This window comes from Streptomyces sp. NPDC048507, from assembly GCF_043199995.1.
Taxonomy (GTDB): domain Bacteria; phylum Actinomycetota; class Actinomycetes; order Streptomycetales; family Streptomycetaceae; genus Streptomyces.
The window spans coordinates 358,919-385,098 of sequence record NZ_JBICWZ010000001.1 but is presented as its reverse complement, the minus strand read 5'-3'; the positions used below and the strand labels follow the sequence as shown (position 1 = coordinate 385,098).

Annotated in this window: 22 protein-coding genes; 15 read left to right on the top strand and 7 right to left on the bottom strand. The window is 75.0% G+C overall.

Features of this window, described 5'->3' with window-relative positions; all coding sequences use genetic code 11:
* Positions 1-385 precede the first annotated feature (385 nt).
* From ACGFXC_RS01775 to ACGFXC_RS01755, 5 genes are all read left to right on the top strand, one after another.
* A complete protein-coding gene (locus ACGFXC_RS01775; RefSeq protein WP_393708467.1) occupies positions 386-1,342 on the top strand; it encodes a hypothetical protein in 957 nt (318 codons plus the stop codon).
* Positions 1,339-2,787 carry an NADH-ubiquinone oxidoreductase-F iron-sulfur binding region domain-containing protein gene (locus ACGFXC_RS01770; RefSeq protein WP_393708466.1) on the top strand — a complete coding sequence of 483 codons (1,449 nt, stop codon included), beginning with the start codon at positions 1,339-1,341 and terminating at the stop codon, positions 2,785-2,787. Before ACGFXC_RS01775 ends, ACGFXC_RS01770 begins: the two co-directional genes overlap by 4 nt.
* Before the next feature lie 167 nt (positions 2,788-2,954).
* A complete protein-coding gene (locus ACGFXC_RS01765; protein ID WP_393708464.1) occupies positions 2,955-3,968 on the top strand; it encodes an SCO0930 family lipoprotein in 1,014 nt (337 codons plus the stop codon).
* Between the two features lie 111 nt (positions 3,969-4,079).
* Entirely contained in the window at positions 4,080-4,589 is a 510-nt protein-coding gene (locus ACGFXC_RS01760; protein ID WP_393708462.1) for a hypothetical protein, read from the top strand.
* Positions 4,590-4,791: 202 nt separating this feature from the next.
* Positions 4,792-6,450: an alpha/beta fold hydrolase gene (locus tag ACGFXC_RS01755; protein WP_393709581.1), complete on the top strand. Its 1,659-nt coding sequence runs from the start codon at positions 4,792-4,794 to the stop codon at positions 6,448-6,450.
* A 33-nt stretch (positions 6,451-6,483) separates the two neighbouring features.
* On the opposite strand, the gene ACGFXC_RS01750 is transcribed toward ACGFXC_RS01755, so the two are convergent.
* From ACGFXC_RS01750 to ACGFXC_RS01735, 4 genes are all read right to left on the bottom strand, one after another.
* Positions 6,484-6,936, bottom strand: coding sequence for an SRPBCC family protein (locus ACGFXC_RS01750; RefSeq protein WP_393708461.1), 453 nt, complete (start codon positions 6,934-6,936; stop codon positions 6,484-6,486).
* A gap of 94 nt (positions 6,937-7,030) precedes the next feature.
* Complete coding sequence (locus ACGFXC_RS01745; RefSeq protein WP_393708459.1) at positions 7,031-8,341, bottom strand: MFS transporter; 1,311 nt, start codon at positions 8,339-8,341, stop codon at positions 7,031-7,033.
* Positions 8,338-8,751, bottom strand: coding sequence for a PaaI family thioesterase (locus ACGFXC_RS01740; RefSeq protein ID WP_393708457.1), 414 nt, complete (start codon positions 8,749-8,751; stop codon positions 8,338-8,340). Before ACGFXC_RS01740 ends, ACGFXC_RS01745 begins: the two co-directional genes overlap by 4 nt.
* A 56-nt stretch (positions 8,752-8,807) precedes the next feature.
* Positions 8,808-10,823: an FAD-dependent oxidoreductase gene (locus tag ACGFXC_RS01735; RefSeq protein WP_393708456.1), complete on the bottom strand. Its 2,016-nt coding sequence runs from the start codon at positions 10,821-10,823 to the stop codon at positions 8,808-8,810.
* Between the two features lie 274 nt (positions 10,824-11,097).
* On the opposite strand from ACGFXC_RS01735, the gene ACGFXC_RS01730 reads away from it, so the two are divergent.
* Genes ACGFXC_RS01730 through ACGFXC_RS01720 form a run of 3 tightly spaced genes read left to right on the top strand, consistent with a single transcriptional unit; the run spans position 11,098 to position 15,361 of the window.
* Positions 11,098-11,823: an SAVMC3_10250 family protein gene (locus ACGFXC_RS01730; RefSeq protein WP_393708454.1), complete on the top strand. Its 726-nt coding sequence runs from the start codon at positions 11,098-11,100 to the stop codon at positions 11,821-11,823.
* 18 nt (positions 11,824-11,841) lie between these two features.
* Entirely contained in the window at positions 11,842-13,992 is a 2,151-nt protein-coding gene (locus ACGFXC_RS01725; protein WP_393708452.1) for an AIPR family protein, read from the top strand.
* A complete protein-coding gene (locus tag ACGFXC_RS01720) occupies positions 13,982-15,361 on the top strand; it encodes a protein kinase (RefSeq protein ID WP_393708450.1) in 1,380 nt (459 codons plus the stop codon). Before ACGFXC_RS01725 ends, ACGFXC_RS01720 begins: the two co-directional genes overlap by 11 nt.
* Before the next feature lie 27 nt (positions 15,362-15,388).
* On the opposite strand, the gene ACGFXC_RS01715 is transcribed toward ACGFXC_RS01720, so the two are convergent.
* A complete protein-coding gene (locus ACGFXC_RS01715) occupies positions 15,389-15,745 on the bottom strand; it encodes a hypothetical protein (protein WP_393708448.1) in 357 nt (118 codons plus the stop codon).
* Between the two features lie 183 nt (positions 15,746-15,928).
* Between ACGFXC_RS01715 and ACGFXC_RS01710 the strand changes: the two genes are divergently transcribed.
* Positions 15,929-16,381 (top strand): universal stress protein, encoded by a 453-nt coding sequence (locus ACGFXC_RS01710; protein WP_393708446.1) that lies wholly within the window; start codon positions 15,929-15,931, stop codon positions 16,379-16,381.
* A 58-nt stretch (positions 16,382-16,439) separates the two neighbouring features.
* On the opposite strand, the gene ACGFXC_RS01705 is transcribed toward ACGFXC_RS01710, so the two are convergent.
* Together ACGFXC_RS01705 and ACGFXC_RS01700 are read right to left on the bottom strand one after the other, a co-directional pair.
* Entirely contained in the window at positions 16,440-17,360 is a 921-nt protein-coding gene (locus tag ACGFXC_RS01705) for a serine/threonine dehydratase (protein ID WP_393708445.1), read from the bottom strand.
* A 43-nt stretch (positions 17,361-17,403) separates the two neighbouring features.
* Entirely contained in the window at positions 17,404-18,045 is a 642-nt protein-coding gene (locus ACGFXC_RS01700; RefSeq protein WP_393708443.1) for a TetR/AcrR family transcriptional regulator, read from the bottom strand.
* A 191-nt stretch (positions 18,046-18,236) separates the two neighbouring features.
* Between ACGFXC_RS01700 and ACGFXC_RS01695 the strand changes: the two genes are divergently transcribed.
* The 6 genes from ACGFXC_RS01695 to ACGFXC_RS01670 all read left to right on the top strand — a co-directional run bounded on the left by ACGFXC_RS01695 (position 18,237) and on the right by ACGFXC_RS01670 (position 26,064).
* Entirely contained in the window at positions 18,237-19,919 is a 1,683-nt protein-coding gene (locus ACGFXC_RS01695; RefSeq protein WP_393708441.1) for a ricin-type beta-trefoil lectin domain protein, read from the top strand.
* 10 nt (positions 19,920-19,929) lie between these two features.
* Entirely contained in the window at positions 19,930-22,215 is a 2,286-nt protein-coding gene (locus ACGFXC_RS01690) for an alpha-N-acetylglucosaminidase (RefSeq protein ID WP_393708440.1), read from the top strand.
* Positions 22,216-22,443: 228 nt separating this feature from the next.
* A complete protein-coding gene (locus tag ACGFXC_RS01685) occupies positions 22,444-22,776 on the top strand; it encodes a hypothetical protein (protein ID WP_393708438.1) in 333 nt (110 codons plus the stop codon).
* A 166-nt stretch (positions 22,777-22,942) separates the two neighbouring features.
* The gene (gene sigK, locus ACGFXC_RS01680; protein WP_393709579.1) at positions 22,943-23,509 is read left to right on the top strand and encodes an ECF RNA polymerase sigma factor SigK; all 567 of its coding nucleotides are present in this window, start codon (positions 22,943-22,945) and stop codon (positions 23,507-23,509) included.
* A complete protein-coding gene (locus ACGFXC_RS01675; RefSeq protein WP_393708436.1) occupies positions 23,506-24,282 on the top strand; it encodes an anti-sigma factor domain-containing protein in 777 nt (258 codons plus the stop codon). The genes sigK and ACGFXC_RS01675 overlap by 4 nt, the downstream gene beginning before the upstream one ends.
* Before the next feature lie 195 nt (positions 24,283-24,477).
* Positions 24,478-26,064, top strand: coding sequence for a molybdopterin-dependent oxidoreductase (locus ACGFXC_RS01670; RefSeq protein WP_393708434.1), 1,587 nt, complete (start codon positions 24,478-24,480; stop codon positions 26,062-26,064).
* The last annotated feature ends 116 nt before the right edge of the window (positions 26,065-26,180 follow it).

Here is a 26,180-nt window from a genome sequence, read left to right as displayed (position 1 = left end):
TCACCAACAACCTTGTCCGTCACGACAGTTGCAGCCTCCATACGCCCTCCTGGAGGGTTCCGGCCACGTTCGGTCCCGTAGGTTTGCCTTGATTTTGCCGTCGGGGACGCGTAGACGGCCGAAGGCGCGTTGGCCTGTCACAACCTCCACTGGAGGGGAATCTTCCGGGCTTGTTCGACGCACCGGAGACGGGGTGCGAGAAATTATCACGTTTCGATAAATCCTGTGGAGATGCTGCGTAGCTCCACGATGCTGCTGCACTCCGGCCCCCGAGCCCTTCGGCCGACGTGGGAATTCCACAGCGCTGCCGGCCACCACCGACCACAACTCCCGGGCGCCGAGCGCCAGGTGGAGTGCTCGGAGCCCAGGCGCACAGGAGAACTGGATGCCCCTGCCCCAGCCTCACATGCCCCGCTCCCACAGAGCCCGACGCAGGAGCCGTCACGCGGCGGCGGCCCCGGCCGCGGGACGGCGGGCCGTCCGGCGGGCGCCGCTGCTGCCCGTCGCCGGACGGGTGCGCCCCGGCGTCGCGGTGAGCGGCGCGCTGGCCGCGCTCGTCTTCCTCGTCGTGACGGCCCGGACGGGCGCCCTGTCCCACGTGTGGGACTTCCTCGACTTCGGTTCGGGCGTGCTCTCCCTCGTCTCGCTCACCTCCACCGTCCTGTGGGGACTGGTGGCCACCGACCGGGTGCTCCTCGGATCGGGGCACCGGCTGCTGGCCCAGGGCGTGCACCGCGGTCTGGCCGTGGCGGGGCTGGGCTTCCTCGGCCTGCACGTATGGATCAAGGTCGCCGAGGGCCACACCGGCGCGTCCGCCGCGGTGCTGCCCTTCACCGACGCGGACCGGCCCGTGGTCATCGGCCTCGGCACCCTGGCCGGATATCTCTTCGTGACCGTCGCGGTCTCCGGCGCCCTGCGTAGTGTGTTCGCCACCAAGAGCCGCTCCCGTTGGTGGCGCGCCCTGCACATGGGCGCCTACCCGGCGTGGGGCGCCTCGCTGGTGCACGGGCTCAAGGCGGGCCGTCCCGCCGACGCCTGGGTGACCGCCGCCTACGTGCTCGGAGTGGCCGGCGTCATCGGGATCCTCGCACTGCGCGTACGGGCCCGGCGGCGCGAGGCCGCCTCCTCCCTGACCGCCCCTCAGGCGACGCCGACGGTACGGGGCCCGCGCGGCCGCCCGTACGTCATCCGGGACGTGCCCCTCGGGCGGCTGCGCCCCCGCCGCGACGAGGGGCCCGCCGGGTCTCCCGTCCCGGCCGCCGCGCGGGCCGACGTACCGCCGCCGCCCGAACGGCCGCCGTACGCCGCCGCGTACGCGCCCGGGCGGGAGGGGCGGCGATGAGCGAACCGACCCGGCCCGGCCTCGGCTGCGTGGGCGCTCCCCGGCTGCTGACCGGACTCGACCGGGCCCCGCGGCTGGACCGCGAGGCCCATCTCGCCGCCCACGGCCCCCTCCCCCGCCACCACCCCGACGAACTCGTCGACCTCGCCGCCGACATCGACCTGCGCGGACGCGGCGGCGCCGGCTTCCCCTTCGCCAGGAAGCTGCGGGCGGTCAACCAGTCGGCGCGCGGACGCGACGGGCAGACCGCCGTCGTCGTCAACGGCAGTGAAGGGGAGCCCAGTTGCCTCAAGGACAAGGCCCTGCTGCTGCACGCCCCGCACCTGGTGCTCGACGGTGCCCTGCTGGCCGCCGCCGCGGTCGGCGCCGAGGACGTGGTGGTCGCCGTCACCCGGCCCGACGTGGAGCGCTCGGTGCGCGACGCCGTCGCCGAACGCGGCCCGGGCGGGCGCCGGGTACGGGTGGCGCTGCTGCCCGAGCGGTTCGTCACCGGGGAGGGCACCTCCATGATCAACGGCCTCAACGGCGGCCCCACCCTGCCCTCGGGCCAGCGCGTGCGCACCAGCGAGCGCGGGCTGGGCGGCGTCCCCACCCTGCTGTCGAACACCGAGACCTACGCGCAGCTCGCAGTCGCCGCCCGGCTCGGCGCCGCCGGATACCGGTCGGTCGGCCTGCCCGCCGAGCCGGGCACCGTCCTGCTCACCGTGGCCGGCTCCACCGTCGTGGAGACCCCGACCGGGACCTCGCTGGCGTACGTCCTGGAGCTGTGCGGCACCCGCCCCGGACAGGGCGTGCTCGTCGGGGGCTACCACGGGCGCTGGCTGGACCCCGGGTCCGCGCTCGGCGCCGAGGTCTCCCGGCAGTCCCTCGCCTCCTTCGGCGCGGTACTGGGCGCGGGGGCCGTGCTGCCGCTGCCCGAGGACACCTGCCCGGCGGGCGAGGTGGCGCGGGTGACGCGGTGGATGGCGAAGGAGTCCGCGGGCCAGTGCGGGCCGTGCGTACGGGGGCTGCCCGCGCTCGCCGACGTACTGGAGGAGGCCGTGGGCGGCGGGGGGCGGGCCGCGCTCGACGCCGTGGAGGCACGCATGCGGGGCGTGCTGCGCCGGGGGGCGTGCAGCCATCCCGACGGCACCTCGGCGTTCGTGGCCTCGGCGCTCGCCGCCTTCCCCGACGAGTTCCGCGACCACGCGCTGGGCAGCGGCTGCGGGCGCCGGGTGCTGGGGGCGCTGCCCCTGCCCCGGGACGAGAGCCCCGAACGGCTGGTCGTGGACTGGACGCTCTGCAAGGGGCACGGGCTGTGCGTGGACATCCTCCCGGACGTCGTACGCCTCGACGCGGACGGCTACCCGGCGCAGGCGTCCATGCCGGTCCCGGGGCGGTTGCGGCCCAAGGCGCTGCGCGCCGTACGGCGCTGTCCGGCACTCGCGCTGCGGATCCAGGAATGAGCGGATCCGGAAATGCGCAGCGCACGGCCGCGGGCCGCCTCCGAGTTCATTCTTGGCGCGATCTGACAAATTCCCGGGGATATTCACCGGGGCGGCCGCGGGCCCCGTATCAATTACTCAGGCAATGAGAACGCGGGACCGAAGCTGAAGGAGAGACCGTGAAGAGAATGCACCGTGAGGTAATCGCCGGTTCGGCGGTCGCGGTACTGCTGCTGACGGCCGGCTGCGGAATTTCGGACAAGCCCGCGGCCAAGGGGAATGCCGTACAGCCGGTGAGCGACAGCAAGCAGCTCAACGGCTACGGGTCCGGTGCGCTCCCGGGGTACGGCGGCGATACCGGGGCCGCACCGGCCGGCGGGGCCGCACCGGCCGGCGGGTCCGGGGCGGCCACCAAGAGCGGGCCGGCCGGGGAGCTGAAGGTGCGGGCGGTCCCGGACCTGGGCCAGGCGGTCACCGACGGCGAGGGCTTCACGCTCTACCGGTTCGACAAGGACACCGCCAAGCCGCCCAAGTCGAACTGCGAGGCGGACTGCGCCGCGGTCTGGCCGGCCGTCGCGGCCGGCGAGGCCACGGCGGGCGCGGGCATCGACGCCGGGATGCTCGGCTCGGTCATGCGGGCCGACGGCACCATGCAGCTGACGGTGGGCGGCTGGCCGGTGTACCGCTACGCGAAGGACACGAAGGCGGGCGACACCCTCGGCGAGGGCGTCGGCGGCACCTGGCACGCGGTGGGGCCGGACGGGAAGCCGGCCACCGCGTCCAAGGGGGCGGGCACGGCCCCCGAGAAGCCCGCCGGGCAGGAACAGCAGGCGGAGCAGCAGGCGTCGCTGTCGGCCCGGCAGAATGCGCAGCTCGGCGCTCTCCTCGCCGATGCGCAGGGCCGCACGCTCTACCGCTTCGACAAGGACAGCGCCTGGCCGATGAAGTTCGGCTGCCTCGACGCCTGCCTCGACACCTGGAAACCGGCCTCTCCGGTGGACAAGTCGAAGGTGTCCGGAATTGCCGCCGCACTGGTCGGGTCAGTAAAGCGTCCGGACGGTTCCGATCAATTGACGATCGACTGCTGGCCGGTCTACACGTTCACCGGTGACAAGGAGCCCGGCGATATCAACGGCCAGGGAAAGCAGGGTCTCTGGTTCGCCGTGACCGACAAGGGAAAGAAGGCGAAGGCCACCGGATAACACCAACACCTCTCCCCTCACACCCTCCCACCCCCGATCCCGTGGTGCCCGGCCCCCCTCCCCGCCGGGCACCACGGCCCTTTTCCCCCGATCAGTCAGCGAGGTCGTGCCATGCCGTCCACCGACCGTCCGACGGGCCGTCTCCTCGTGGCCGTCGCCGTGATGTGCGGGTCACTGCTGTGCGGCGGGTGCGCCGGGAGCGCGCAGACCCGGCACGCCCCGGCGGCGGCCGCCGCCCCGGCCGCGCCCGGCACGACCGTCGAGCAGATCGCCGGGGCCCTGGGATGCACCGCCGAGTTGAGCGTGGAGGCGGACGAGCTGCGCCAGGGCGCGTGCGAGACCTCGCTGGGCGCCTACCGCCTGACGACCTTCGCCGCGGAGAAGGGCTTGCGCTCCTGGCTGGACGAGACCCGGACCTACGGCGGCGTCTACCTGGTCGGGGACCGCTGGGTGGTCACCGGCCCCTCGGCGGAAGCCCTCACCGCCCTGCGCGAACGCCTCGGCGGCACCGTGGAGTCGGGCACCGACCACGCGGGCCACGCGGACCACTCCCCGTCGGCGGATCCGATGACGCCGATGGCGCCGATGGACCCGATGGCCGGGCACGGGTCCCCGCACTGAATGCCCCCCGCCGGCGTGCATGGCGTCAACGTGCACGGCCTGTCGGCCAGTTGTCCGGAATTGCACTCGTTCGTGAGGCGCACACGAGCGCACGAGAGCCGCCCTTCGGGATGATTCGCCGGGCCGCCGTGTCCCCCAGGGTGAGCAGGGAACCGCCCCTCTTCTCCGAAAGGAACGGCTCCTCGTGCGCCTGAACCCGCCGATGAACCCGCCGGCTCCGCCCACTGCGCCGCGTCCGCGTGCCGCGCGCCCGCCCCGCGTCGCGTCCCTCCTCGCCGCCGCGGGCCTCCTCGCCACCGCCCTCCCGCTGCTGTCCGCGACGCAGGCGGCCGCCGACCCGGCCGCCGCTCCCCCGGCCGGCTACCAGCCCCGGAAACCGTCCTGGCACCGGTGCGACGCCGAGCAGCCGGCCGCGTACGAGTGCGCGACCATCAAGGTTCCGCTCGACTACCGGCGGCCCGAGGGGCGCAGGATCGACCTCGCGATATCCCGGATCAAGAGCCGCGACCCCGCCCGCCGGCACGGGGTGCTGCTGATGAACCCGGGCGGTCCCGGCGGCTCGGGCCTCGATCTGCCGCTGATGGCCGACACCTCCATGCCTCAGGAGGTCAGGGACCGGTACGACCTGATCGGCTTCGACCCGCGCGGCGTCGGCCGGAGCAACCCGATCACCTGCGGTCTCACCGAGGCCGAGCAGAACTTCGACCGGGCGTACCGGCCCGAGACCTACCCCGCCGACGTGGCCTGGGCGCGCACGGTCGCCGACAAGTGCCGGGAGAAGGCGGGCGACGTCCTCCCGTACGTCACCACCCGCAACACCGCCCGCGATCTGGACTCGATCCGCGCGGCCCTGGGTGAGCGGAAGCTCTCCTACCTGGGCTACTCGTACGGCACCTACCTCGGCGCGGTGTACACGCAGATGTTCCCGCAGCGCACCGACCGCTTCGTCCTCGACAGCGGGGTCGACCCGCAGCGCGCCTGGCGCGGCATGTTCCAGGTGTGGGCGACCGAGGCCGAGCCCGCGTTCGCGCGCTGGACGCGCTGGACGGCGCAGCGCGACGGCGAGTTCCACCTCGGGACCACCCCGCAGGCGGTGTCCCGGACGTTCTGGGACCTGGTGGCACGGGCGGACCGCGATCCGATCGTGCTCGACGGCCAGAAGCTGAGCGGTGACGACATCCGCACCGCCCGGGGGCTGTTCTTCTACCCGGCGACGGCGGCCCCGCTCGTCAGTGCGCTCAAGGCGGCGGCCGAGGGGAAGCCGCTGCCGCCCGGCCCGTCGGCGGGCGAGCTGCTCAAGACCCTGCGGCCGGAGCCCGGACGGCCCTCGGCATCCGCGCCCGCCGGACCCGCCGAACCCGCCCCGGACAACGGGACGGCCGTCTTCTGGTCCGTCGTATGCGGGGACACCGATGCCTGGCCGCGCGATCCCGAGCGCTACCGGCGCGACGCCGCGAAGGACAAGCAGCGCTACCCGCTCTACGGAGACATGGCCTCCGGCATCAAGCCGTGCGCCTTCTGGCAGCGGCCGCTGGAGGCGGCGACGCCGATGAAGGCCCGCGCGGACGTGCTGACCGTGCAGAACGAGTGGGATTCGCAGACCCCGCTGGTCAGCGGGCAGGGGCTGCACCGCTCGCTGAAGGGCTCGCGGATGGTGCTGGCGCTCGGCGGCGAGGGCCACGGCGTGTACCTGGCCGATCCGGGATCCTGCGCGAACGCCCCGGTCAACGCGTACCTGGCCACGGGGCGGCTGCCCGGCGCGGACGTGACCTGCCGGACCGAGCCGGGCGCCGCACGGCGCGGTACGGGCCCCGAGGGTCCGCTGCCGCTGCCGTTCCCGGCGGTGCCGCAGCGCTTCTGACCGTAGCCGCCGCAGCGTCCCCGGCGCCGGTGGTCAGCGCGGCCGGGACGCCTCCGCCGCCGCCTTGATGCGGCGTCCGAAGGCGGGGGCGTCCTTGCGGGCCGCACCCAGCGCGAAGCCGACCAGGAGCTTGCCGAGGCCGTGCCCTTCGAGGGTGTTGAAGACGCGCACCCGGGTACGGCCTCCGGGCAGCGGCTCCAGGTCGTAGCCGCCCTCGGCGGTCACCAGGTTGCGGCTCAGCTCGCTCCAGCGGATCAGCCCCGGCGGTTCGAAGGCAGTGATGCGGAACTCGCGGCCGGTCTTCATCCCGGCGTCCTTCACCGTGCTGCGGAAGACGGTCCCGAGCGCCGTGGGGCCGTCCGGGGTCTTGGTGATCCGCTGTACGCGGGGGCTGAACTCGGGGTCGTTGCGGCCGTCGGCGAGGTAGGCGAACACCTCCTCGACGGGCCGGTCGACCTCCACGGTCGCCTCGAACTGTCCGGCCATCGGCGCACCTCCGGGCGTACGTCGTGCGCGTACGGCGTACCCGCGCGTGCTGCGCGTACGGCGTCCGCGCGGGGCCCCTGCGGGCCCCACGGCCTCACGATCCCAGACCCGCGTCCCGGGCGCGCGCCGGGACCCGCGCCGCCGGGCCGCCGGGAGCCGCGCCGGGGCGGCTCCCGCGCAGCGGGGTCAGCAGCCCGGCTCCGACGATCAGGAGGCAGAGCGCGCCCGCGCCGAGGCTCACCACCGGGACGCCGTGCCGGGCGGCCAGCAGGGTCAGCACCGCCGCGCCCACCGGCCCGGAGGCGTTGTGCACCGTCCAGAAGGCGGAGGTGACCCGGCCCAGCAGCGGCCCCGGGGTGATCTCCTGGCGCAGGGTCATGGAGCAGACGCCGCCCAGGGTGAGTCCGAACATGAACACCGCCGCCGCGAGCGCGATCACCGGCAGGCTCCGGCTCACCCCGGTCAGCACCACCCCGAGCCCGATCAGGGCGGTGGAGCCGAGCCAGCAGGTCCCGAACCCGAGGGCGCGGCGCAGCGGCCCGGCCGCGAAGGAGGCGGCGACCGCGCCGGTCCCGCTCACCGCGATCACGTAGCCGAGGGTGGCGGCGGACCGGCCGAGGTCCTCCCGGATCCGGTAGACCAGCAGATCGGTGGCGCCCACCGTGACGAAGGTCAGCAGGGTCAGCAGGACCGTCAGGGACCGCAGTACGGGCTGGGCCCACAGGAAGCGGAACCCGGTCAGGAACGTCTCCCGGAAGCCGCCGCGGGCCGCGGCGCGGCCGCGTCCGTCGCCGTGGCGGCCGAAGCGCACCCAGCGCAGGCTCAGCGCCGACACCGCGAAGGTGGCCCCGTCCACGGCGAGGGCCAGGCCCGCGTCGGCGCCGGTGGTGATCAGCCCGGCCGCCAGCGGCCCGAGCAGGGTGCCGAGGGCGAAGGTGCTCATCAGCCGCCCGTTGGCCGCGGTCAGGTCCCGGGGCGGGACCAGGCCGGGCACGGCGGTCACGTACGCCACGTCGAACAGGGTCTTCAGGACGACGACCGGCACGGACAGCGCGTACAGCAGCCAGATCCGCGGGGCGCCCGGCCAGAGCCAGAGCAGGGGCAGCGCGCACAGCAGGACGGCGCGCAGCAGGTCGCAGCCGATCATCAGGCGCCGCCGGTCGGTCCGGTCGACGACGGAACCGGCGAAGGTGCTCGTCGCGATCCCGGTGGCTCCGCAGACGGCGGTGAGCAGCCCGAGCTGGGCGACGTCGCCGGTGGCCTCGTAGACCAGCAGCGGCAGGGCGAGCAGCGAGATGGACCCGCCGATCACCGAGAGCGCCTGGCCGAGCCAGAAGACGGTGAAGTCCCTGTTCCGGCCGAGTGGTTCCGGCTCCGGATGCCGAGGGGCGCCGCCCACGCTCACCCGAGCAGGGCGTAGACCGTGGAGGCCTTGGCGGCCGGCTCGTGGCCGCCCTCCGGGGTCAGGGTGACGTCGGCGAAGGCCATCCGCTTGCCGAGTTTGGTGACGCGCACGTCGACCAGCACGTCGGTGCCGCTCACGGGCCGCTGGAAGCTCGTGGACTGCTGGACGGTGGTCATCGGGCCGTATCCGCCGCGGGCGGAGCTGATCGCGATGACGGTGGCGGTGTCGGCGGCGGCCATCAGGGCCTGGCCACTGAGGCCGCCGCCGTCCCGGGCGAGGGCGTCGGACCAGGGCAGGCGCAGGACGGCGTGCCGTTCGCCGGTCTCCTCGACGGTGAGGCCGAGGGCGAGCACCCAGGGGGCGAAGTTGTCGTGCAGGATCGTGTCGGCCTCTGCCGGTGTCAGCGTCACCCGGAGATTGTGGCGGCCCGGGGCGGGCCGCCACAACTGCCTTTGCCCGGGGGGCCTCAGAGGCGGGCGGCGAGCTCCGTGCCCTGGCGGATGGCCCGCTTGGCGTCGAGTTCGGCGGCCACGTCGGCGCCGCCGATCAGGTGCGCCGCGACCCCGGCGGCGCGCAGCGCCTCGTACAGGTCACGGCGCGGTTCCTGGCCGGTGCACAGGACGACGGTGTCGGCGGGGACGAGGTGCGGCTCGCCGTCGACGGTGATGTGCAGGCCCTCGTCGTCGATCCGTTCGTACGTCGCTCCGGCGACGGAGACGACCCCGCGGTGCTTGAGCTCCGCCCGGTGGATCCATCCGGTGGTGGTGCCCAGCCCGGCGCCGACCTTGGTGGTCTTGCGCTGGAGCAGGTGCACCCGGCGCGGGGGCGCGGGCCGCTCGGGGGCGGTGAGGCCGCCGGGGCCGGTGTAGGCGGTGTCGACGCCCCAGTGGCGGAAGTAGACCTCGGGGTCCTGGGAGGCGCCCTCCCCGCTGTCGGTGAGGAACTCGGCGACGTCGAAGCCGATGCCGCCGGCGCCGACGACGGCGACGCGCTCGCCGACGGGGGCGCCGTCGCGCAGTACGTCGAGGTAGCTGACGACGTTCTCCCGCTCCACGCCCTCGATGGCGGGGGTGCGCGGGGTGACTCCGGTGGCGACGACGACCTCGTCGAAGCCGGCCAGGGTCTCGACGTCGGCGCGGGTGTCGAGGCGGACCTCGACGCCGCCGGCGGTCAGCTGACTGGCGAAGTAGCGGATGGTCTCCTCGAACTCCTCCTTGCCCGGGATGCGCCGGGCGACGTCGAGCTGGCCGCCGATGTGGCCGGAGGCCTCGAAGAGGGTGACGGCGTGGCCGCGGCCGGCGGCGGACACGGCGCAGGCGAGTCCGGCGGGTCCGGCGCCGACGACGGCGACGCTCTTCTTCGTCCGGGTCGGGGACAGGACGAGCTCGGTCTCGTGGCAGGCGCGCGGGTTGACCAGGCAGCTGGTGATCTTGCCGCTGAAGGTGTGGTCGAGGCAGGCCTGGTTGCAGCCGATGCAGGTGTTGATGGTCTCGGGGCGCCCGGCCGCCGCCTTGGCGACGAAGTCGGCGTCGGCGAGGAAGGGGCGGGCCAGCGAGACCAGGTCGGCGCGGCCGTCGGCGAGCAGTTCCTCGGCGATCTCGGGGGTGTTGATGCGGTTGCTGGTGACGAGGGGCACGCTCACGGCGCCCATCAGGCGCTTGGTGACCCAGGTGTAGGCACCGCGCGGGACGGAGGTGGCGATGGTGGGGATGCGGGCCTCGTGCCAGCCGATGCCGGTGTTGATGATGGTGGCGCCGGCCGCCTCGACCTCCTTGGCGAGGTGGACGACCTCGTCGAGGGTGGAGCCGCCGGGGATCAGGTCCAGCATGGAGAGCCGGTAGATCAGGATGAAGTCGGGGCCGACGGCCGCGCGGGTGCGGCGGACGATCTCCAGCGGGAAGCGCACCCGGTTCTCGTAGGCGCCGCCCCAGCGGTCGGTGCGCCGGTTGGTGGCGGCGGCGATGAACTCGTTGATCAGGTACCCCTCGGAGCCCATGATCTCGACGCCGTCGTAGCCGGCCAGCTTCGCGAGGCGGGCGGCGCGGACGAAGTCCTCGATGGTCCGCTCGACCTCGATGTCGGTGAGCTCGTTGGGGACGAAGGGGCTGATGGGCGCCTGGAGGGGGCTGGGGGCGACCAGTTCCTTGTGGTAGGCGTACCGGCCGAAGTGGAGGATCTGCATCGCGATCTTCCCGCCCTCGGCGTGCACCGCCTCGGTGATCACCCGGTGCTCGGCGGCCTCGTCCTCGCTGGTGAGCCGGGAGCCCCCTTCGAAGGGGCGGCCGGCGTCGTTGGGAGCGATGCCGCCGGTGACGATCAGCCCGGCGCCGCCGCGGGCGCGCTCGGCGTAGAAGGCGGCGAGGCGCTCGAAGCCGCCCTGGTGCTCTTCGAGCCCGGTGTGCATCGAGCCCATGATCACGCGGTTCGGCAGGGTGGTGAACCCGAGGTCCAGGGGGCTCAGCAGGTGCGGGTACTGGCTCATGGGTGGGCGTCTCCTCGCGCGGGGTGGTCCACCTGTTCTAGCGACGCGCACAGCATTTTGCAACTAGGTGCATAACCAAACCGGCCCTTCTCCGCCCCCCGGCCCCGGGCATCCGGAGGGGACACGGCGGGAACGTGTGGCGCAGTTCACGGCCCGCGGCACGTCCACGGAGACCCTCCGTGCCTCGCGCCGGACCGGAGTGCGGGACCCGGCGGACGGCACGAGTGGCAAGATGATCCCCTCAAGGGGAGACCCACTCGGCCGGGGGGCTGCATTGCGCGAGTTCATCTACGTCTCGGACAACAAGCTGCGCCAGTTCAGCGCCGCGCCGCGCAGGCTCCGCCGGACCTCGGCACTGCGCCTGTCCACGCCCTTCGGCGGAATCGAGCTCGACGCCCCCGTCACGGACACCGAGCAGGCCCGGCAGCGGCATCTGGACCGGGTCTCCGAGCACCTCGGAGAGTCCGCCCGCTGGTTCGCGCAGCCGGACCTGCGGCCCGGCCACTGGGTCTGTTTCGAGGCCCCGCTGCGCCAGATCTCCCTCACGGGCCGCTTCCGCCAGATGGTCCTCTTCGCCGATCCCGCACCCGGCGAGGAACCCGCGTACGAGGACGGGACGGGCTGCCGCCTGCTGCTGCACGGTTCGGCCCGCCACCTGCTCGGGCAGCCGCCCGCGCAGGTCGACGGGCTCCCCCTCGAAGGCATCACGGGCGGCGACAGCGTCGGGAGCACCTTCCTGACCCAGGCGGGACACGTGGTGCAGGCCCTGTCCCTGCGGCAGGACCCCTCGGCCGACGCCACCTCCTCCCCTGCCGGGCTCCCCGACGACGGTGTCCGCGGCCTCCTGCACGCGATCGACTCGGCGCCCGGCCACACCGGGGCCGCGCCCTGGACCCGCGGCTACGCACGCGTGACGGCCCGCTTCCCCGCCGCCCACGGCGCCGCACCCTGCCTCGTGGCCAGCCCGCTCACGGTCGAGTACGCCCCCGACCTGCCCTGAGAGCACGGAGAACCTGTCATGCGCGACGGTACGAAGTCCGACGGCCCGCAGATCGGGTTCATCAGGGACGCGCTCACGCGTGAGTTCGGCGGGCTCATCGACCTGAGCGACTGCGCCGCCGTCCCCGAGGAACAGCGCGAACGGATCTTCCGGTCACGGGCGCTCGCCGCACGCGCCGCACGCCTGCTGGCCGACATCGACTCGGCCGAGGCCGCCGACTGCGTCATCGACGGCCGTGACGACCGGGGCATCGACGCCCTCGTCTTCTCGCGCGAAGCCCCCGAGATCTGGCTGGTCCAGGCCAAATGGCACGACCGCGGACGGGCCGGACTCGCCACCACGGACATCCTGAAGCTGCTCGACGGGCTGAACCGGCTGACGGAGTTGCAGTACGACAAGTTCAACCTCCGCTTCCAGCGACTGGCCGATCGCCTGGACACGGTCCTCGCCTCACCCCACTGCAAGATCCACCTCGTGGTGGCCGTGGCGGGCGACGGCCGCCTGGCGCCCGACGTCTCCGCCCTGCTCACGAGTGCGATGGGCGCCTACAACACCATTGCGGAGGTCGTCGACGTACGCGTCCTCGACATCACCGACTTCCATTCCGCGATCCTCAGCGACACGGCCCCACCACCGATCGAGCTCTCCCTGACCCTCACCGGCGGGTTCCACCTCGGGACGCTTCCGCACGTGACGTACACGGGGATGGCCTCGGCCCTGGAACCCGCCGACTGGCACGCGCAGTTCGGGGCCAGGCTCTACGAGCACAACATCCGGCGCCACCTGGGTCCCACCCCGGTCAACCACGCCATCAGCACGACCCTGGCCGAGGATCCGCAGAGCTTCGGGTACCTCAACAACGGCATCACGGTGCTGTGCGACTCCGTGAGCGCTTCCCCCTTCATCTCCGGCCGCCGCCCCGCCCGGCTCGTCCTGCACAACGCGCGCGTCGTCAACGGAGCACAGACGATCACCTCGATCGCCCACGCCCACCAGAACCACCCGGATGCCGTGGCACGGGCGAACGTGCTCGTCCGCGTCATCTGCGTCAGCGGCGCCGACGAGGGCCTCGCCGCGCGCATCACGTCGGCCGGTCACGCGCAGAACCGTGTGGAGTCCCGCGACTTCATCGCGCTCGATGCCCAGCAGGCACTCATCCGGGCGGATTTCCTCGTCTCCCTCGGCAAGGAGTACGTGTCCCGGCGCGGGGCGCTCGCCCCCGTGGGCGACGCCGGGTGCACCGTGGTCGAGGCCGCGACCGCGCTGGCCTGCGCCGACCCCGACCCGGCCCTCGTGGCCAGGCTCCGGGGCGACAGCTCGTCCCTGTGGGATCCGGCGCCGGACGGCGCCTACGCCCGGCTGTTCGAGCCCCGTCCGCCGGCCCGGACGATCTGGCACGCGGTCCGGCTGGTGCGCACGGTGAACGAGTCCCTGCACGCACTGGCGCCCACCCTCGAAGGCCGCGCCGCCGCGATCTGCGACCGTGGCAGCCTGCTCGTCGCCCACCTCGTGTTCCGCGCGGTCGGCCCGCACGACACGGACGAGCCGGAGGCCGCGCTGGCCCGGGTGCCGGAACTCACCCGGCGGGTCCTGTCGCTCCTCGACACCGTGGTGCGCGCGCAGTTCGGCCACCAGACCTTCCTGAACCGGGTGTTCGCCAGTCCGGAACGGTGTCGCGACCTGGCGGCCACCGTCCTCCAGGCACTCCCCGCGCTCCACGGCGACGAGGACTCCTTCACTCCGGCGACGGGCGGACCCCCGCGCCGCCTCCGCCGGCCCAACAGCGTGCACCTCCTGGTCGGCCACGCACGGATCTCCGACGGCACCCAGGTCGTCTACCGGCCCGGCCCGGCAGAGGAATCGGCCCTCGACGCATGGCTCAACGACGACCCCCGCCGTTTCCTCGCCACCTGGGTGAACGACCAGAGCCGCCCCCTGGTCTGGGCCGCCGACGGCAAGCAGTACTCGCCCTCCGGCCTGGTGCGGCACATCTGGACCCGGGCCGGACGGCAGGACGCCCCGGTCGCCGTCGCCGGGACCCGCCACTGGCTGGTGCCGGGCGAAGGCACCCTGGAACAGCTCGCCGACGAGATCCACGAGATCGCAGAGCACGCGGAAGCCCCGGAGAGCGCGGAGAGCCCGGAGAGCGACTGCCGCGATGGCCACTGACTACCGCGTTCTGGAGGGCCGCTACGAGCTCCGCAGCCAGATCGGGCACGGCGCCATGGGGTTCGTGTGGCAGGCCTACGACCTGGAACTGAACCGGCACGTCGCACTCAAGACCATCCACCCCGCGCGCCTGGCCGCCGGTCCCCGCAGTGCGGAGGAGGAGATGCTCAGGGAGCGCTTCCGCCGGGAGGCCCGCCTGATCGCCCGGCTCGACCATCCCGGCATCCCCGCCGTCTACGACGCCCGGCTGGGCCCCGATACGGCGAACCCCTACATCGTCATGGAACTCGTACGCGGAACGGACCTCGAACGCGTCCTCACCGGCGGCCGCCGGTTCTCCGCCGCGCAGGCCGTCAACATCGCCGCACGGATCAGCGAGGTCCTCGCCCACCTGCACGGCGAGGGCGTCGTCCACCGCGACCTGAAGCCGGCGAACATCATGGTCACCGAGGACGAGGACGTGAAGGTCATCGACCTGGGCGTGGCCGCCATGCCCGGGGCCGCCCAGGCCCGGCTGACCACCGACGGCCAGTTGCTGGGCACGTGTGCCTACATGGCGCCGGAACAGTTCGACGCACCCAGCCTCGTCACCGCCCACAGCGATCTCTACGCACTGGGATGCATGCTGTACGAACTGCTGGCCGGCGAAACCCCCTTCACCGGCCCGCCCCTGGCCCTCATGAGGGGGCACTGCGACCAGGAACCGAAACCCCTGCGGGACCGGTGTCCGGACATCGATCCGGCCCTCGACCGGCTCGTGATGGAGTGCCTCGCCAAACTTCCGGGACGGCGTCCCGCCTCGGCCCACGCCCTGGGACGGCGGCTCGGACGCGTCCTCGGCGCGTCCGAGCCTCACGCACAGCCGTCCGGCGCCGCGTTCCCGGCTCCCGCACAGCCGCCCGTCGGCGCGTTCCCGCCCCCCGTCCAGAGCAGGACCGCGGCTGCCGCACCCCTCGCGGCCGGCGCCGCTGCCGCGCTCGACCTCTGGGACCGCGGGCGCTACGAAGCCGCCCTGCCCGCGTACACGGCGCTGGCACGGGAGTGGGCCGCCGCGGGCGACGAGGACCTCGCGGCCGACTGCCGCTCCAGGGCGGCCCACTGCCTCCTGCGGCTGGGCGAGACCGAGGAGGCCCGCCGCGCCTTCTCGGCGCTCGCCGAGAGCCTGGCCCCGTCCCGCCCCTCCGACGACCTCCTGCTGCTCGACGCCCGGCTCCAGTTCGCGCTGCTCCTCGAACGGTCCGGGCGGAGCCAGCGGGCCCTGACCGCCCTGGCGCACCTGTACCCCACCCTCGTGGACGTGCTCGGCAGCGAGGCTCCGCCCACCGCCGAGGCGCGTCACGCGCTCGTCCGCATCCGCAGAACCGGCTGAGGGCCGCCCGCGCCGCCCCGCCCGGGACTACTTCATGGCGTACTGGGCCTTGTCCGCGAGCCTGCCGTCCTTGAAGCAGAAGCGGAGCACGTCATCGCCGCTGGTCGCGGTCGACACGTACCAGGCACACGTGCTGCCCGCGGGCTCGGCCGGGCCGCCCTTCTTGAGGGCGTCCTTGACGAAGGTCTCGCCCGAGGGGAGCTTCGCGCGGACCTCCGGCTCGGGGTCGCCGACCGCGACCTGCGCGTACACCTTCGGGTCCACCAGGGTCTTGTCGGCGATGTCGAGCACCTTGGAGAACCCGAAGAACAGCGCGATGACGATTCCGATCCCCACCACCAGCGCGACTCCGCAGCCGATCAGACATCCCTTGCGCTGAGCCATCGCCCGTTCCTCCGTGCCGTCGCGTTCCGTGTGGACCCTGCGACCCTCGCAGGGGACGGACCGGGCGGGCTGTACCCGAAAGTCTTCGGCCGCCGCAACGATGGTCGTTCGGGGCCGGACTCCCTCCTGCGTGTATACAGGGAAGGGAAGAGGACGATCCGGACGAACCGAGAGGAACCCGCCGTGAGTGAGACCGTCGAGCCCCTGATCGTCGTCGGAGTGGACGGCTCGGACCACTCGAAGGAAGCCCTGCGCTGGGCCGTCGGCCAGGCCCGGGCCACCGGGAGCCGGGTCCACGCCGTCATGAGCTGGCAGTGGAACACCAATCCGTTCGCGGTGGGCATCGTGGAGCAGGCGGCGCTGACGTCCGCCGAGGAGGGCGCGCGCCAGCGCCTGGCGGACACCGTCGCCGAGGCGGTCGGCGCCTCCCCCGGGGTCCCGGTCTTCCGCAGGGTCGAACAGGGCCCGCCGGCCCGGGTGCTGGTGGAGGCCTCCCGAGAGGCGGCCCTGACGGTGGTCGGCACCCGGGGCCACGGCGGGATCAGGGGCGCGCTGCTGGGCTCGGTGAGCCAGCAGGTCGTCCAGTACGCCGCGAGCACGGTGGTCGTCGTACGGGACGAGCGGGACGACGCGTAGGCCGTCTCTGCGGGTCCGGGCCCGGACGGGACGGCCGGGCTCCGGGCTCCCGTACCGCTCAGAGGCCGGCCGGGTCGGTGTTGGCTCCGCACAGGACGACCGCGACCCGCTCGCCGAGGGGCTCCGGGGCGGCGCGCAGGGCGGCGAGGGCGGTGGCGGCCCCGTTCTCGACCACGATGCGGTGCTCCTCCCACAGCTCCCGGCGGGCGGCGGTGATCGCCGTGTCGGGGACCAGGACGGAGGTGGCGTTCCCGGCCCGGGCGGCGGCCAGGGCGTCGGCGGAGACCCGGCTGGCGCCGAGGGAGTCGGCGGCGACGGAGTCCACGGGGACGTCGACCGGACGGCCCGCCTCCAGGGCGGCGTTCAGGGCGCGGCAGTGTTCCGGCTCGGCCGCGACCACCCGCACCCCGTGTTCCCGCGCGGCGGTGGCGACGCCGGCGAACAGGCCCCCGCCGCCGACCGCGACGACGACGGCGTCCAGCCCCGGCAGGGCGGAGCGGATCTCCTCCAGCAGGGTGCCGGCGCCCGCGGCGACGAGGGGGTGGTCGTAGGCGTGGCTGCTCAGGGCCCCGCTGCCGGCGGCGAACTCCCGGCAGGCCGCCTGCGCTTCGGCGTACCGCTCGCCGACCAGGCGTACGTCGGCCCCGTAGCCGCGCAGCCGGTCGACCTTGACGCGGGGCGCGCCCACGGGGAGGAACACGGTGGCGGGCACGCCGTGGGCGCGGGCCGCCCAGGCGCAGGCCAGACCGGCGTTGCCGCCGGAGGCGATGGTGACCCCGGCGGCGGGGAGCGAGCCGGCCTCGCGGTGGGCGGCGAGGAAGTTGTGCGCGCCGCGGGCCTTGAAAGAGCCGGTGTGCTGGAGGTACTCCAGGGCGTACCAGACGCCTTCGGCGGCGGGCACGACGGCGGCGGGGCGGACCGTCCCGGCTATCCGGCGGGCGGCGGCGCGGACGGCGGCGTGGTCGAGCTGCTGTTCCATGGACGGGCTGCCTTTCGGGGCGGTGGGTCTCGGAGACGGGGGCTCAGGGGGCGGGCCGGGCCGCCGCGATGAGCTGGCGCAGGGCGCCGTAGTACACCTCGTGGTCGGTGAGCGGCGGCAGTACGCCGGCCAGCCCGCCGGTCAGCACCGGGAACTCGGCCGGATCCAGCGCGGCGAGGGCGGCGCGGGAGGCGGCGGTGGCGGCGTCCGGGTCCCGGTGGTCGACGAACGCCGCGCTGCCCAGGGTGAGGAGGTACATGCGGCGGTAGACGGTCATGGCCTCGGCGGGGCTCATCCCGGCGGCGACGCTGTCGGCGAGGGCGGGCTCGACGAGGCGGGCCAGCAGCTGGCGGCCGAGCCAGGGGCGGCCGCCGCGCAGCACGAGCAGCCCGGGGTGGGCGGTGAGCAGCCGGTAGAACGCGCCGAACCGCTGTTCGGCGGCTTCGGCCCAGTCGGTGCCGGCGGGAATGTCGGGCAGTCGCGCGGCGAGGTGCTCGGTGCACAGGTCGAGCAGTCCGGCGAGGTCGGAGCAGCGGCGCTGGACGGTGGCGTGGGAGACGCCGAGGCGGTCGGCGAGGGCGCGGAAGCTGAGCGCGCCGGGGCCCTGCTCGTCGAGGATCCGCAGCGCGCAGACGGCGATGGCCTCCGGGGTGGCGCGGTCCAGGGCGGAAGAAGTCCTCGGCATGAGATACAGCGTATCAGCCACTGGCACATACGTCGTTTCACCTGGGGCGGCGCGCCTCGACTACACCCATATTGCTGGTCATTGATCCATAACCGTTGACTTGTGTTGACAGCGGGTAGTCGCACCGCTGCACTGAGCGCACGCAACCCCCCGCTGCCCCCTCCGGTACGCCACCACGTCAAGGAGACCCCGTGCCGCCTCGCCTGCGTGCGTCGCTCCCCTGCCTGACCGCGGCCGCCCTGCTCGCCCTCGCGCTCCCGTCCGCCCCGGCGACGGCCGAACCGACGGCGACCTGGGACACCCCGCTCGCCCTCACGCCGCCCATGGGCTGGAACAACTGGGCGCACTACATGTGCGACATCGACGAGGCCACCGTGGTCGCCAACGCGGACGCGCTGCTCTCCACGGGCCTCGCGGCCAAGGGCTACGACACGGTGACGGTCGACGACTGCTGGATGCTCAAGGAGCGCGACGCCGGGGGCTCCCTGGTCGTCGACACGCGGAAGTTCCCGCACGGGATGGCCTGGCTCGGCGCGTACCTCCACGCCAGGGGCCTGAAGTTCGGCATCTACGAGGACGCCGGCTCCCTCACCTGCGAGCGCTACCCCGGCAGCGGCGCCCCCGAGGGCGGCGGCGCGGACCACTACGCCCGCGACGCACGGCAGTTCGCCTCCTGGAACGTGGACTACGTGAAGATGGACGGCTGCAACCTGTGGATCCCGCCAGGCAAGACGAAGGAGGAGGCCTACCGGGACGCCTACAACTCCGTCGCCCGGGCACTGCGCGACAGCGGGCGCCCCATGGTGCTGTCCGCCTCCGCGCCCGCCTACTTCCAGCAGGGCGAATGGGGCGGCGCGGACTGGCACAAGGTCCTCGACTGGGTCGGCGAGACCGGGCAACTGTGGCGCGAGGGCCGCGACATCAAGGTCTTCAAGCCGGCCGCCCCCGACACCTCCCGGTGGAGTTCGGTGCTCGGCAACTACGGCTACAACCGCTGGCTCGGCCGCTACGCGGGCCCCGGCAACTGGAACGACCCCGACTTCCTGATCGCGGGCGCCCCGGGGCTCACCGACGCGGAGAGCCGCAGCCAGGTCGGCCTGTGGGCCATGATGGCGGCCCCCTTCATCCTGTCCTCGCAGGTCTCGCAGCTGAGCCCGGGCGGCCTCGCGGCCCTCGGCAACACGCGTCTGATCGCCCTCGACCAGGATCCGGCGGGCCGCCAGGGCGCGGTCGTCTCCTCGAACGCCACCTTCGAGGTGCTGGCCCGGCCGCTCGCGGACGGTGACCGCGCCGTCGCCGTCCTCAACCGCTCGGGCAGCGCCCGCGACATCTCGGTGCCGCTGGCCGACATCGGGCTGCGCGCCTGCACGGTGGAGGCCGAGGACCTCTGGAGCGGGACCACCACCCGGGTCTCCGGTGCGCTGGCCGGCCGGCTCGCCGCGCACGACACGGCGGTCTGGCGGCTCACCCCGCACGGCTGCGCCGAGGCCGTACCGACGGGGCAGATCAACGGACTCGGCGCCCGGTGCGCGGACGGGTCCGGCACCACCGGCGCCGGTGCGGTCGTCCTCGCGGCGTGCACGGCCGGTGCCGGGCAGCGCTGGACCCTGGGCGGCGGCGGACGGCTGCGGCTGGCCGGGGAGTGCCTCGCGGCCGGCCCCGACGGGTCGGTGGCCCTGACCGACTGCGCGCCCGGACGGCAGGCGGGGCAGAGCTGGCGCCACCGCCGCGACGGGGCTCTGGTCGAGGAGACGAGCGACCGGTGCCTGACCGCACCGGCCGCCCCCCAGGCCCCCGACGCCCCCGCCGAGCGGCTGCGGCTCGCCCCCTGCGGTGACCACCAGGCCGACCAGGTCTGGTCCCTTCCGGTCTGACGGAGCGCTGATGACGACGATCCCCCCGCCCCGCGCCCGCCGCGGGGTACGGCCCGTGCTGCCCGCGCTGGCCGCCGTACTCCTGACCCTGACCGGCACGGCCGCGGCGCCGGGCGCCACGGCGGCCGCCACGGCCGGCCCCGGTCCGGCCCGCCCCGCCACGGACCGCCCCGCCGTGCCCGCGCCCCGGACCTTCGACGCGGCTCCCGCCCGGGCCGCCCTGCAACGGCTCCTGCCCCGGCACGCCGGGCAGTTCACCCTCGTCCCCGACACGGCGGCCGGGGCGGACACCTTCACCGTCTCCGGGACGGCGGGCGCCGTCACCGTACGCGGCTCCACCGGCGCGACCCTGCTCACCGGTGTCGGCTGGTACCTCCAGCACGTCGCCGGGGTCGACATCGGCTGGCCGGGCGACAGCCTGGGGATGCTCCCGGCGACCCTGCCCGCCGTACCCCGGCCGGTCACCCGCAGCGCGCTCGTCCCGCACCGGTACGCCCTCAACGACACCGAGGACGGGTACGCGGGCCCGTACCGCTCCTTCGAGGAGCACCGGCGCCAGATCGACCTGCTCGCCCTGCACGGCGTCAACGAGGTCTTCGTGCAGGCCGGCGCCGAATACCCGTACTACAAGGCGCTCCAGGGCTTCGGCTATTCGGACGCGGAGCTGCGGGAGTGGATCCCCGGCCCCGCGCACCAGAGCTGGTGGCTGCTGCAGAACCTTAGCGGCTTCGGCGGCCCGGTCACCGAGCGGCTGGTGCGCGAACGCGCCCGGCTGGGCGGCCGCATCGCCGACCAGCTGCGCGGGCTCGGCATGACCCCGGTGCTGCCCGGCTACTTCGGCACGGTGCCGCCGGGGTTCGCCGCCCGCAACCCGGGCGCCGCCACGGTGCCGCAGGGCGACTGGGCCGGCTTCGACCGGCCCGACTGGCTGGATCCGGCGTCGCCGGTGTTCGGCCGGCTCGCGGCCGCGTACTACGCCGAGCAGCGGGCGGTGTTCGGGGACAGCGCGATGTACCGGATGAGCCCGCTGCACGAGGGCGGGCAGACCGGCACCGTCGAGGTGAAGGGCGCCGCACGGGCCATCCAGGGCGCCCTGCACCGCGCGCATCCGGGGGCGCTGTGGGCGGTGCTGGGCTGGCAGGACGACCCGACGCCGGAGCTGCTCGCCGGCGTGGACACCTCGAAGCTGCTGATCCTGGACGGGCTCTCCGACCGCTACAACCGGCTCGACCGGGAGGCCCGTTGGGGCGGGGCCCCGTACGCCCTGGGGACCATCTACAACTTCGGCGGACACACCACGATCGGCGCCAACACCTCGGTGTGGCTGGACCGCTTCGGCGCATGGCGCGCCAAGGACAACAGCGCGCTGGCCGGTACGGCGTACCTGCCGGAGGCGTCGGGCACCAACCCGGCGGCCTTCGACCTGTTCACCGACCTCGCCTGGGAGCCGGCCCCGGTCGACCAGCGGGCCTGGTTCGCCGCCTTCGCGGCCCGCCGCTACGGACGGCCCGACCCGGAGGCGGCCGCGGCCTGGGAGGAGCTGCGCAAGGGCCCGTACAGCACGTCGTCCGGGCTGTGGTCGGAGTCCCAGGACAGCCTCTTCACCGCCCGGCCCTCGCTGACCGCGGCCGGGGCCGCGTACTGGAGCCCCAAGTCCATGCGCTACCCGGCCGGTTCGGTGCGCCGCGCCCTGGACCACCTGCTGCGGGTGGCGCCGGGGCTGCGCTCGTCCAGCGCCTACCGGTTCGACCTGGTGGACACCGCGCGGCAGGCCCTCGCCAACCACTCGCGGGAGCTGCTGCCGCGGATCAAGGCCGCGTACGAGGCGAAGGACGCGGCACTGCTGCACGAGCTGACCGGCCAGTGGGCCGACGGGGAACGGCAGTTGGACGCGCTCACCGGCACCGACCCGAACTTCCTGTTCGGCCGGTGGCTGGCCGCGGCCCGCTCCTGGGGCACGACCCCGGCGGAGCAGGACCGCTACGCGTACGACGCGCGCTCGATCCTCAGCGTGTGGGGACGCCGCAGCACCAGCGAGGGCGGCTTCCTGCACGACTACGCGAACCGCGAATGGAGCGGGCTGGTCTCCGAGTTCTACGCCAAGCGGTGGGAGCTCTACTTCGACGGCCTGGAGGAGGCGCTGGCGCGCGGGGCCGCGCCCCGGGAGATCGACTGGCACGCCTACGAGGAGCAGTGGGCGCGGGGCACCAGCCGGCCGCCGGCCACACCGAGCGGCGATCCCTACGCCAGGGCGGCCGCCGTGGCCGCCGCCCTGCCACCGGCGGCCGCACACTGACCCACCGCCCTTACCGCATCAAAATCCGCTGCGCACGCGACACCCCGCAGCCCTCACCCGTGCGGGTGAGGCGTGCTACCCGGACGGAGGAGTTTCGGTCCCCGGACCCCCTCCCGGCCCGGGCGCTGGGTTGACTGGCCCGGACGTGCCCGGGGGCGGCCGCCGCGGCGCTGCGGCGGCCGCCCCTTCCGACGCCCCCGGGCCAGCGGCCGACAGGAGTGCACCGAGATGTCCGAGACCGAGCGGACGCGGCCCCCGGCCGCCGCCCCGTGCGAGACGCCGGCCCCGGCCGCGGCGCCGACGGGGACCACGGCGGGGCGGGCGGCCCCGCAGCCGTCCGCCCTGGAGCTGCTGACCTCGCTGGTGGGCGGGACGGACGGACCGGCGGACGTGCGGTCCTCCCCGGCCGCCCCGGCCCGGCCGGACCGGCTCACCGACGGGGTCGTGGAGCTGCGCAAGCGCGGGGAGCTCGCGGTGCGGCGGGCCGGGGCGGACGAGGGGCAGTGCCTGGAGGCGATGGCCCGCCGGGCCGCGGAGCGCGCCGGGCGGCCGCATGCCTGACCACCGCGCGGGCCGCTCCCGCCGGGACCCCGTCCGCCGGGCCCCCGGCTCCGCATCGCCGGTGGACGGCCCGGACGCGGCGGGAACCGGTCCGATCACGGAAGATCGGTATGTGGACGACGTCACGCGGGGACCTGCCGGCGCACGGGCCGGGGCGGGCACCGGAATCCCGGCCGGGGCCGAGGAGTCGCTGGCCGCCGCCCTCGGCCGGGCGGCCGGGGGCGACGAGGCGGGCTTCGTCACGGTGTACGAGGCGGTGGCCCCGGCCGTGCTGGGCGTGGCCCGCGCGGTCCTGCGCGACGGGGCCCAGGCGGAGGAGGTGACCCAGGAGGTGTTCGTCGAGGTGTGGCGCACCGCCGGGCGCTACCGGGCCGACCGGGGCAGCGTCCGTACCTGGGTGCTGACGATGGCCCACCGCAGGGCGGTCGACCGGGTGCGCTCCGCACAGGCCGCCACCGACCGGGAGCGGCGTGCGGCCCGGCTGGAGGCCGCGGTGCCGGAGTTCGACGAGGTGACGGAGGCGGCGCTGGAGCACGAGGAGCGGACCAGGGTGCGGCGCTGCCTGGAGGCGCTGACCCCGCGCCAGCGCCAGTCGCTGATCCTCGCCTACTACCGGGGACGGACCCAGCGCGAGGTGTCCGAAGAGCTGTCGGTGCCGCTGGGTACCGTGAAGACACGTCTGCGGGACGGACTCCTGCGGCTGCGCGACTGTCTCGGGGTGAGGGGCGGATGAGCACGGAGAACATGCACGAGGCGACGGGCGCGTACGTACTGGACGCACTGTCCGGGCCGGAGCGCGCCGCCTTCGAGGCCCATCTGGAGACCTGCCCGGACTGCGCCCGGGAGGTGCGCGAACTCGCGGAGACGGCGGCCCTGCTGGGTTCGGCCGTGGCGAGCGAGCCGCCGCCCGCACTGCGCGAGGCGGTGCTGCGGCGGATCCGCGAACTCCCCGCACCGGCACAGCCGGGTGCGGCGCGGCACCGGGCCCCGGCGGCCCGGTCCGCGGGGCCCGGGCCGCGGTGGGCGGGGGCGCGGTGGGCGCTGGCGGCCTGCGTGGCGGTGGCGGTCGGCCTCGGCGGGGTCGCGGCCTGGCAGTACCAGCGCGCGGACACCGCCCGGCAGGAGGCGCGGGCCGCACGGGCCCGCACCGACGCGCTGACCGGGGTGCTGTCGGCCCCCGACGCCCGGCTGGCCTCCGGCCGGATCGCGGACGGCGGCACGGGCACGGTGGTGGCATCCCGGGAGCGGGACCGGGCGGTGTTCGTGCCCGCCGGGATGGCGGCGCCCCCGGCCGGGCGGGTGTACCAGCTGTGGTTCGCGGCTCCGGGCGGCATGCGTCCGGCGGGCCTGATGGACCCGGCCCGGCCCGACGCGCCGGCGCTCCTGTCGGGCTCCCTGAGCGGGGCCACCGGCGTCGGCGTCACCCTGGAACCGGAAGGCGGCTCCCCCGCCCCGACGACTGCCCCCCTGCTGCTCCTGGCCCTGCCCGCCGCACAGGGCCGCTAAGGGGTCTCCGCGAAGTCCCCGCCCGCCCCGCACCGCCCGGCCCGGTCCGCAGGAGACGGCCCTGCCCCGGGGGGCGCGGGCGCCCGCATCGGTGGCACCGTGGAAGCCGGAGCGGTTTGCGGGCCGGGGCTCACCCACCGGTTCCCCGGACCGGTCTGCCCTGGCGGCGGGCGCACGCGGGCGGAGGTGACGGCGATGGTCCCGGCGGAAGGGGTGCGGGGCGGCGGCGGGCGGGCCGCGGGCGCGCTCAGCGGGCTGCTGGCGGCGTGCGCCGGGCTGGCGGTGGCGCAGCTCGCGGCGGTGGCCGTCCGCCCCGAGGCGGCCCCGCTCCCCGCGATCGGCGCCGCGGTGGCCGACCGTACGCCGGTCGCCGTCAAGGAGTGGGCGATCCGCACCTTCGGCACCTCCGACAAACCGGCCCTGTTCCTCGGGATCACCCTCGTCCTGGCCCTGATGGCCGCCGGAACGGGCCTCCTGGCCGTACGCCGGTCGCGCGCCGGACTGGTCCTCGCCGGGGCGGTGGGGGTGCTCGGGGCGGTGGCCGCGGTGGGCCGCCCGGAGGCCTCCTGGAAGGACGCCCTGCCCTCGCTGGCGGGCGGCGCCGCCGCGGCCGGAACCCTGTACCTGCTGGTCAGGGCCCTGCACCGGCCCAGCCCCGGGCCGGGGCTCGGCGGCCGGACCCTGCCCATGGACCGCCGCGGCTTCGGCCGGCTGGTGGCGGCCACCGTCGCGGGCTCGGCGGTGGCCGCCCTGGCCGGCCGGCGCCTCGGCGCCCACGGGTCGGCCCGGGCCACGGCCTCCCGGGCGGACCTCGCGCTGCCCGCTCCGGCCGTCCCCGCCCGGCCGGTGCCCGCCGGGGCGGACCTGCGCCTGCCGGGCCTGTCGCCGTTCCTCACGCCCGCCCGCGACTTCTACCGCGTGGACACCGCGCTGGTGGTGCCGCGCGTGGACGCCGGGAGCTGGGAGCTGACGCTGCACGGCGAGGGGGTCTCCCGGCCCCTGACCCTGACCCTGCGGGACCTGCTGGCCCGGCCCCTGGTCGAGCACGACGTCACCCTGACCTGCGTCTCGAACGAGGTCGGCGGCCCGTACACGGGCAACGCCCGCTGGCTCGGCGTGCGCCTGGCCGACCTGCTGCGCGAGGCGGGGGTGCGGCCGCCGTCGCGGGGCGGCCCGGCCGACCAGCTGGTGGCCCGTTCGGTGGACGGGATGACGACCGGCACCCCGGTCGAGACCGTCATGGACGGCCGGGAGGCGCTGCTGGCCGTCGGCATGAACGGCGCGCCGCTCCCCTTCGCGCACGGATTCCCCGTCCGGATGGTCGTACCGGGCCTGTACGGGTACGTGTCGGCCTGCAAGTGGCTGCGCGAGCTGCGGCTGACCACCTTCGCGGACTACGACGCGTACTGGGTGCGGCGCTCCTGGGCGCGGCGGGCCGCCGTCAAGACGCAGTCGCGGATCGACACCCCGCGCGCCTTCTCCCGCCCGGCGGCGGGCCGCGTCGCGGTGGCGGGGGTGGCCTGGGCCCAGCACCGGGGGATCTCCCGGGTCGAGGTGCGGGCCGACGGCGGGCCGTGGCGGGAAGCCGCGCTCGCCGCCGCCGACGGGGTCGACACCTGGCGGCAGTGGGTGTGGCCCTGGGACGCGGAGCCCGGGCCGCACACGCTGGAGGTCCGCGCCACGGACGGCGCCGGGCAGGTCCAGACGTCCGTGCGCACGGGTACCGTCCCCGACGGGGCGACCGGCCTGCACTCCGTCACCGTGGACGTCCGCGCCCCGTGACCCGCCGCCGACGGCCCGCCCCGCCCATCACCCGGACGGGTGAGCGCAGGGGCGGCGGGCGGGCCTGCCGTCGGTGCGGCGGCCCGCGCGGGGCCCGGTATACCGCGCCGGACCGG

Bases quoted from the DNA above. Each gene is read 5' to 3' on its own strand.
- ACGFXC_RS01775 (WP_393708467.1), top strand. From the start codon at position 386: ATGCCCCTGCCCCAGCCTCACATGCCCCGCTCCCACAGAGCCCGACGC.
- ACGFXC_RS01770 (WP_393708466.1), top strand. From the start codon at position 1,339: ATGAGCGAACCGACCCGGCCCGGCCTCGGCTGCGTGGGCGCTCCCCGG.
- ACGFXC_RS01765 (WP_393708464.1), top strand. From the start codon at position 2,955: ATGCACCGTGAGGTAATCGCCGGTTCGGCGGTCGCGGTACTGCTGCTG.
- ACGFXC_RS01760 (WP_393708462.1), top strand. From the start codon at position 4,080: ATGCCGTCCACCGACCGTCCGACGGGCCGTCTCCTCGTGGCCGTCGCC.
- ACGFXC_RS01755 (WP_393709581.1), top strand. From the start codon at position 4,792: ATGAACCCGCCGGCTCCGCCCACTGCGCCGCGTCCGCGTGCCGCGCGC.
- ACGFXC_RS01750 (WP_393708461.1), bottom strand. From the start codon at position 6,936: ATGGCCGGACAGTTCGAGGCGACCGTGGAGGTCGACCGGCCCGTCGAG.
- ACGFXC_RS01735 (WP_393708456.1), bottom strand. From the start codon at position 10,823: ATGAGCCAGTACCCGCACCTGCTGAGCCCCCTGGACCTCGGGTTCACC.
- ACGFXC_RS01725 (WP_393708452.1), top strand. From the start codon at position 11,842: ATGCGCGACGGTACGAAGTCCGACGGCCCGCAGATCGGGTTCATCAGG.
- ACGFXC_RS01720 (WP_393708450.1), top strand. From the start codon at position 13,982: ATGGCCACTGACTACCGCGTTCTGGAGGGCCGCTACGAGCTCCGCAGC.
- ACGFXC_RS01715 (WP_393708448.1), bottom strand. From the start codon at position 15,745: ATGGCTCAGCGCAAGGGATGTCTGATCGGCTGCGGAGTCGCGCTGGTG.
- ACGFXC_RS01705 (WP_393708445.1), bottom strand. From the start codon at position 17,360: ATGGAACAGCAGCTCGACCACGCCGCCGTCCGCGCCGCCGCCCGCCGG.
- ACGFXC_RS01700 (WP_393708443.1), bottom strand. From the start codon at position 18,045: ATGCCGAGGACTTCTTCCGCCCTGGACCGCGCCACCCCGGAGGCCATC.
- ACGFXC_RS01690 (WP_393708440.1), top strand. From the start codon at position 19,930: ATGACGACGATCCCCCCGCCCCGCGCCCGCCGCGGGGTACGGCCCGTG.
- ACGFXC_RS01685 (WP_393708438.1), top strand. From the start codon at position 22,444: ATGTCCGAGACCGAGCGGACGCGGCCCCCGGCCGCCGCCCCGTGCGAG.
- ACGFXC_RS01675 (WP_393708436.1), top strand. From the start codon at position 23,506: ATGAGCACGGAGAACATGCACGAGGCGACGGGCGCGTACGTACTGGAC.
- ACGFXC_RS01670 (WP_393708434.1), top strand. From the start codon at position 24,478: ATGGTCCCGGCGGAAGGGGTGCGGGGCGGCGGCGGGCGGGCCGCGGGC.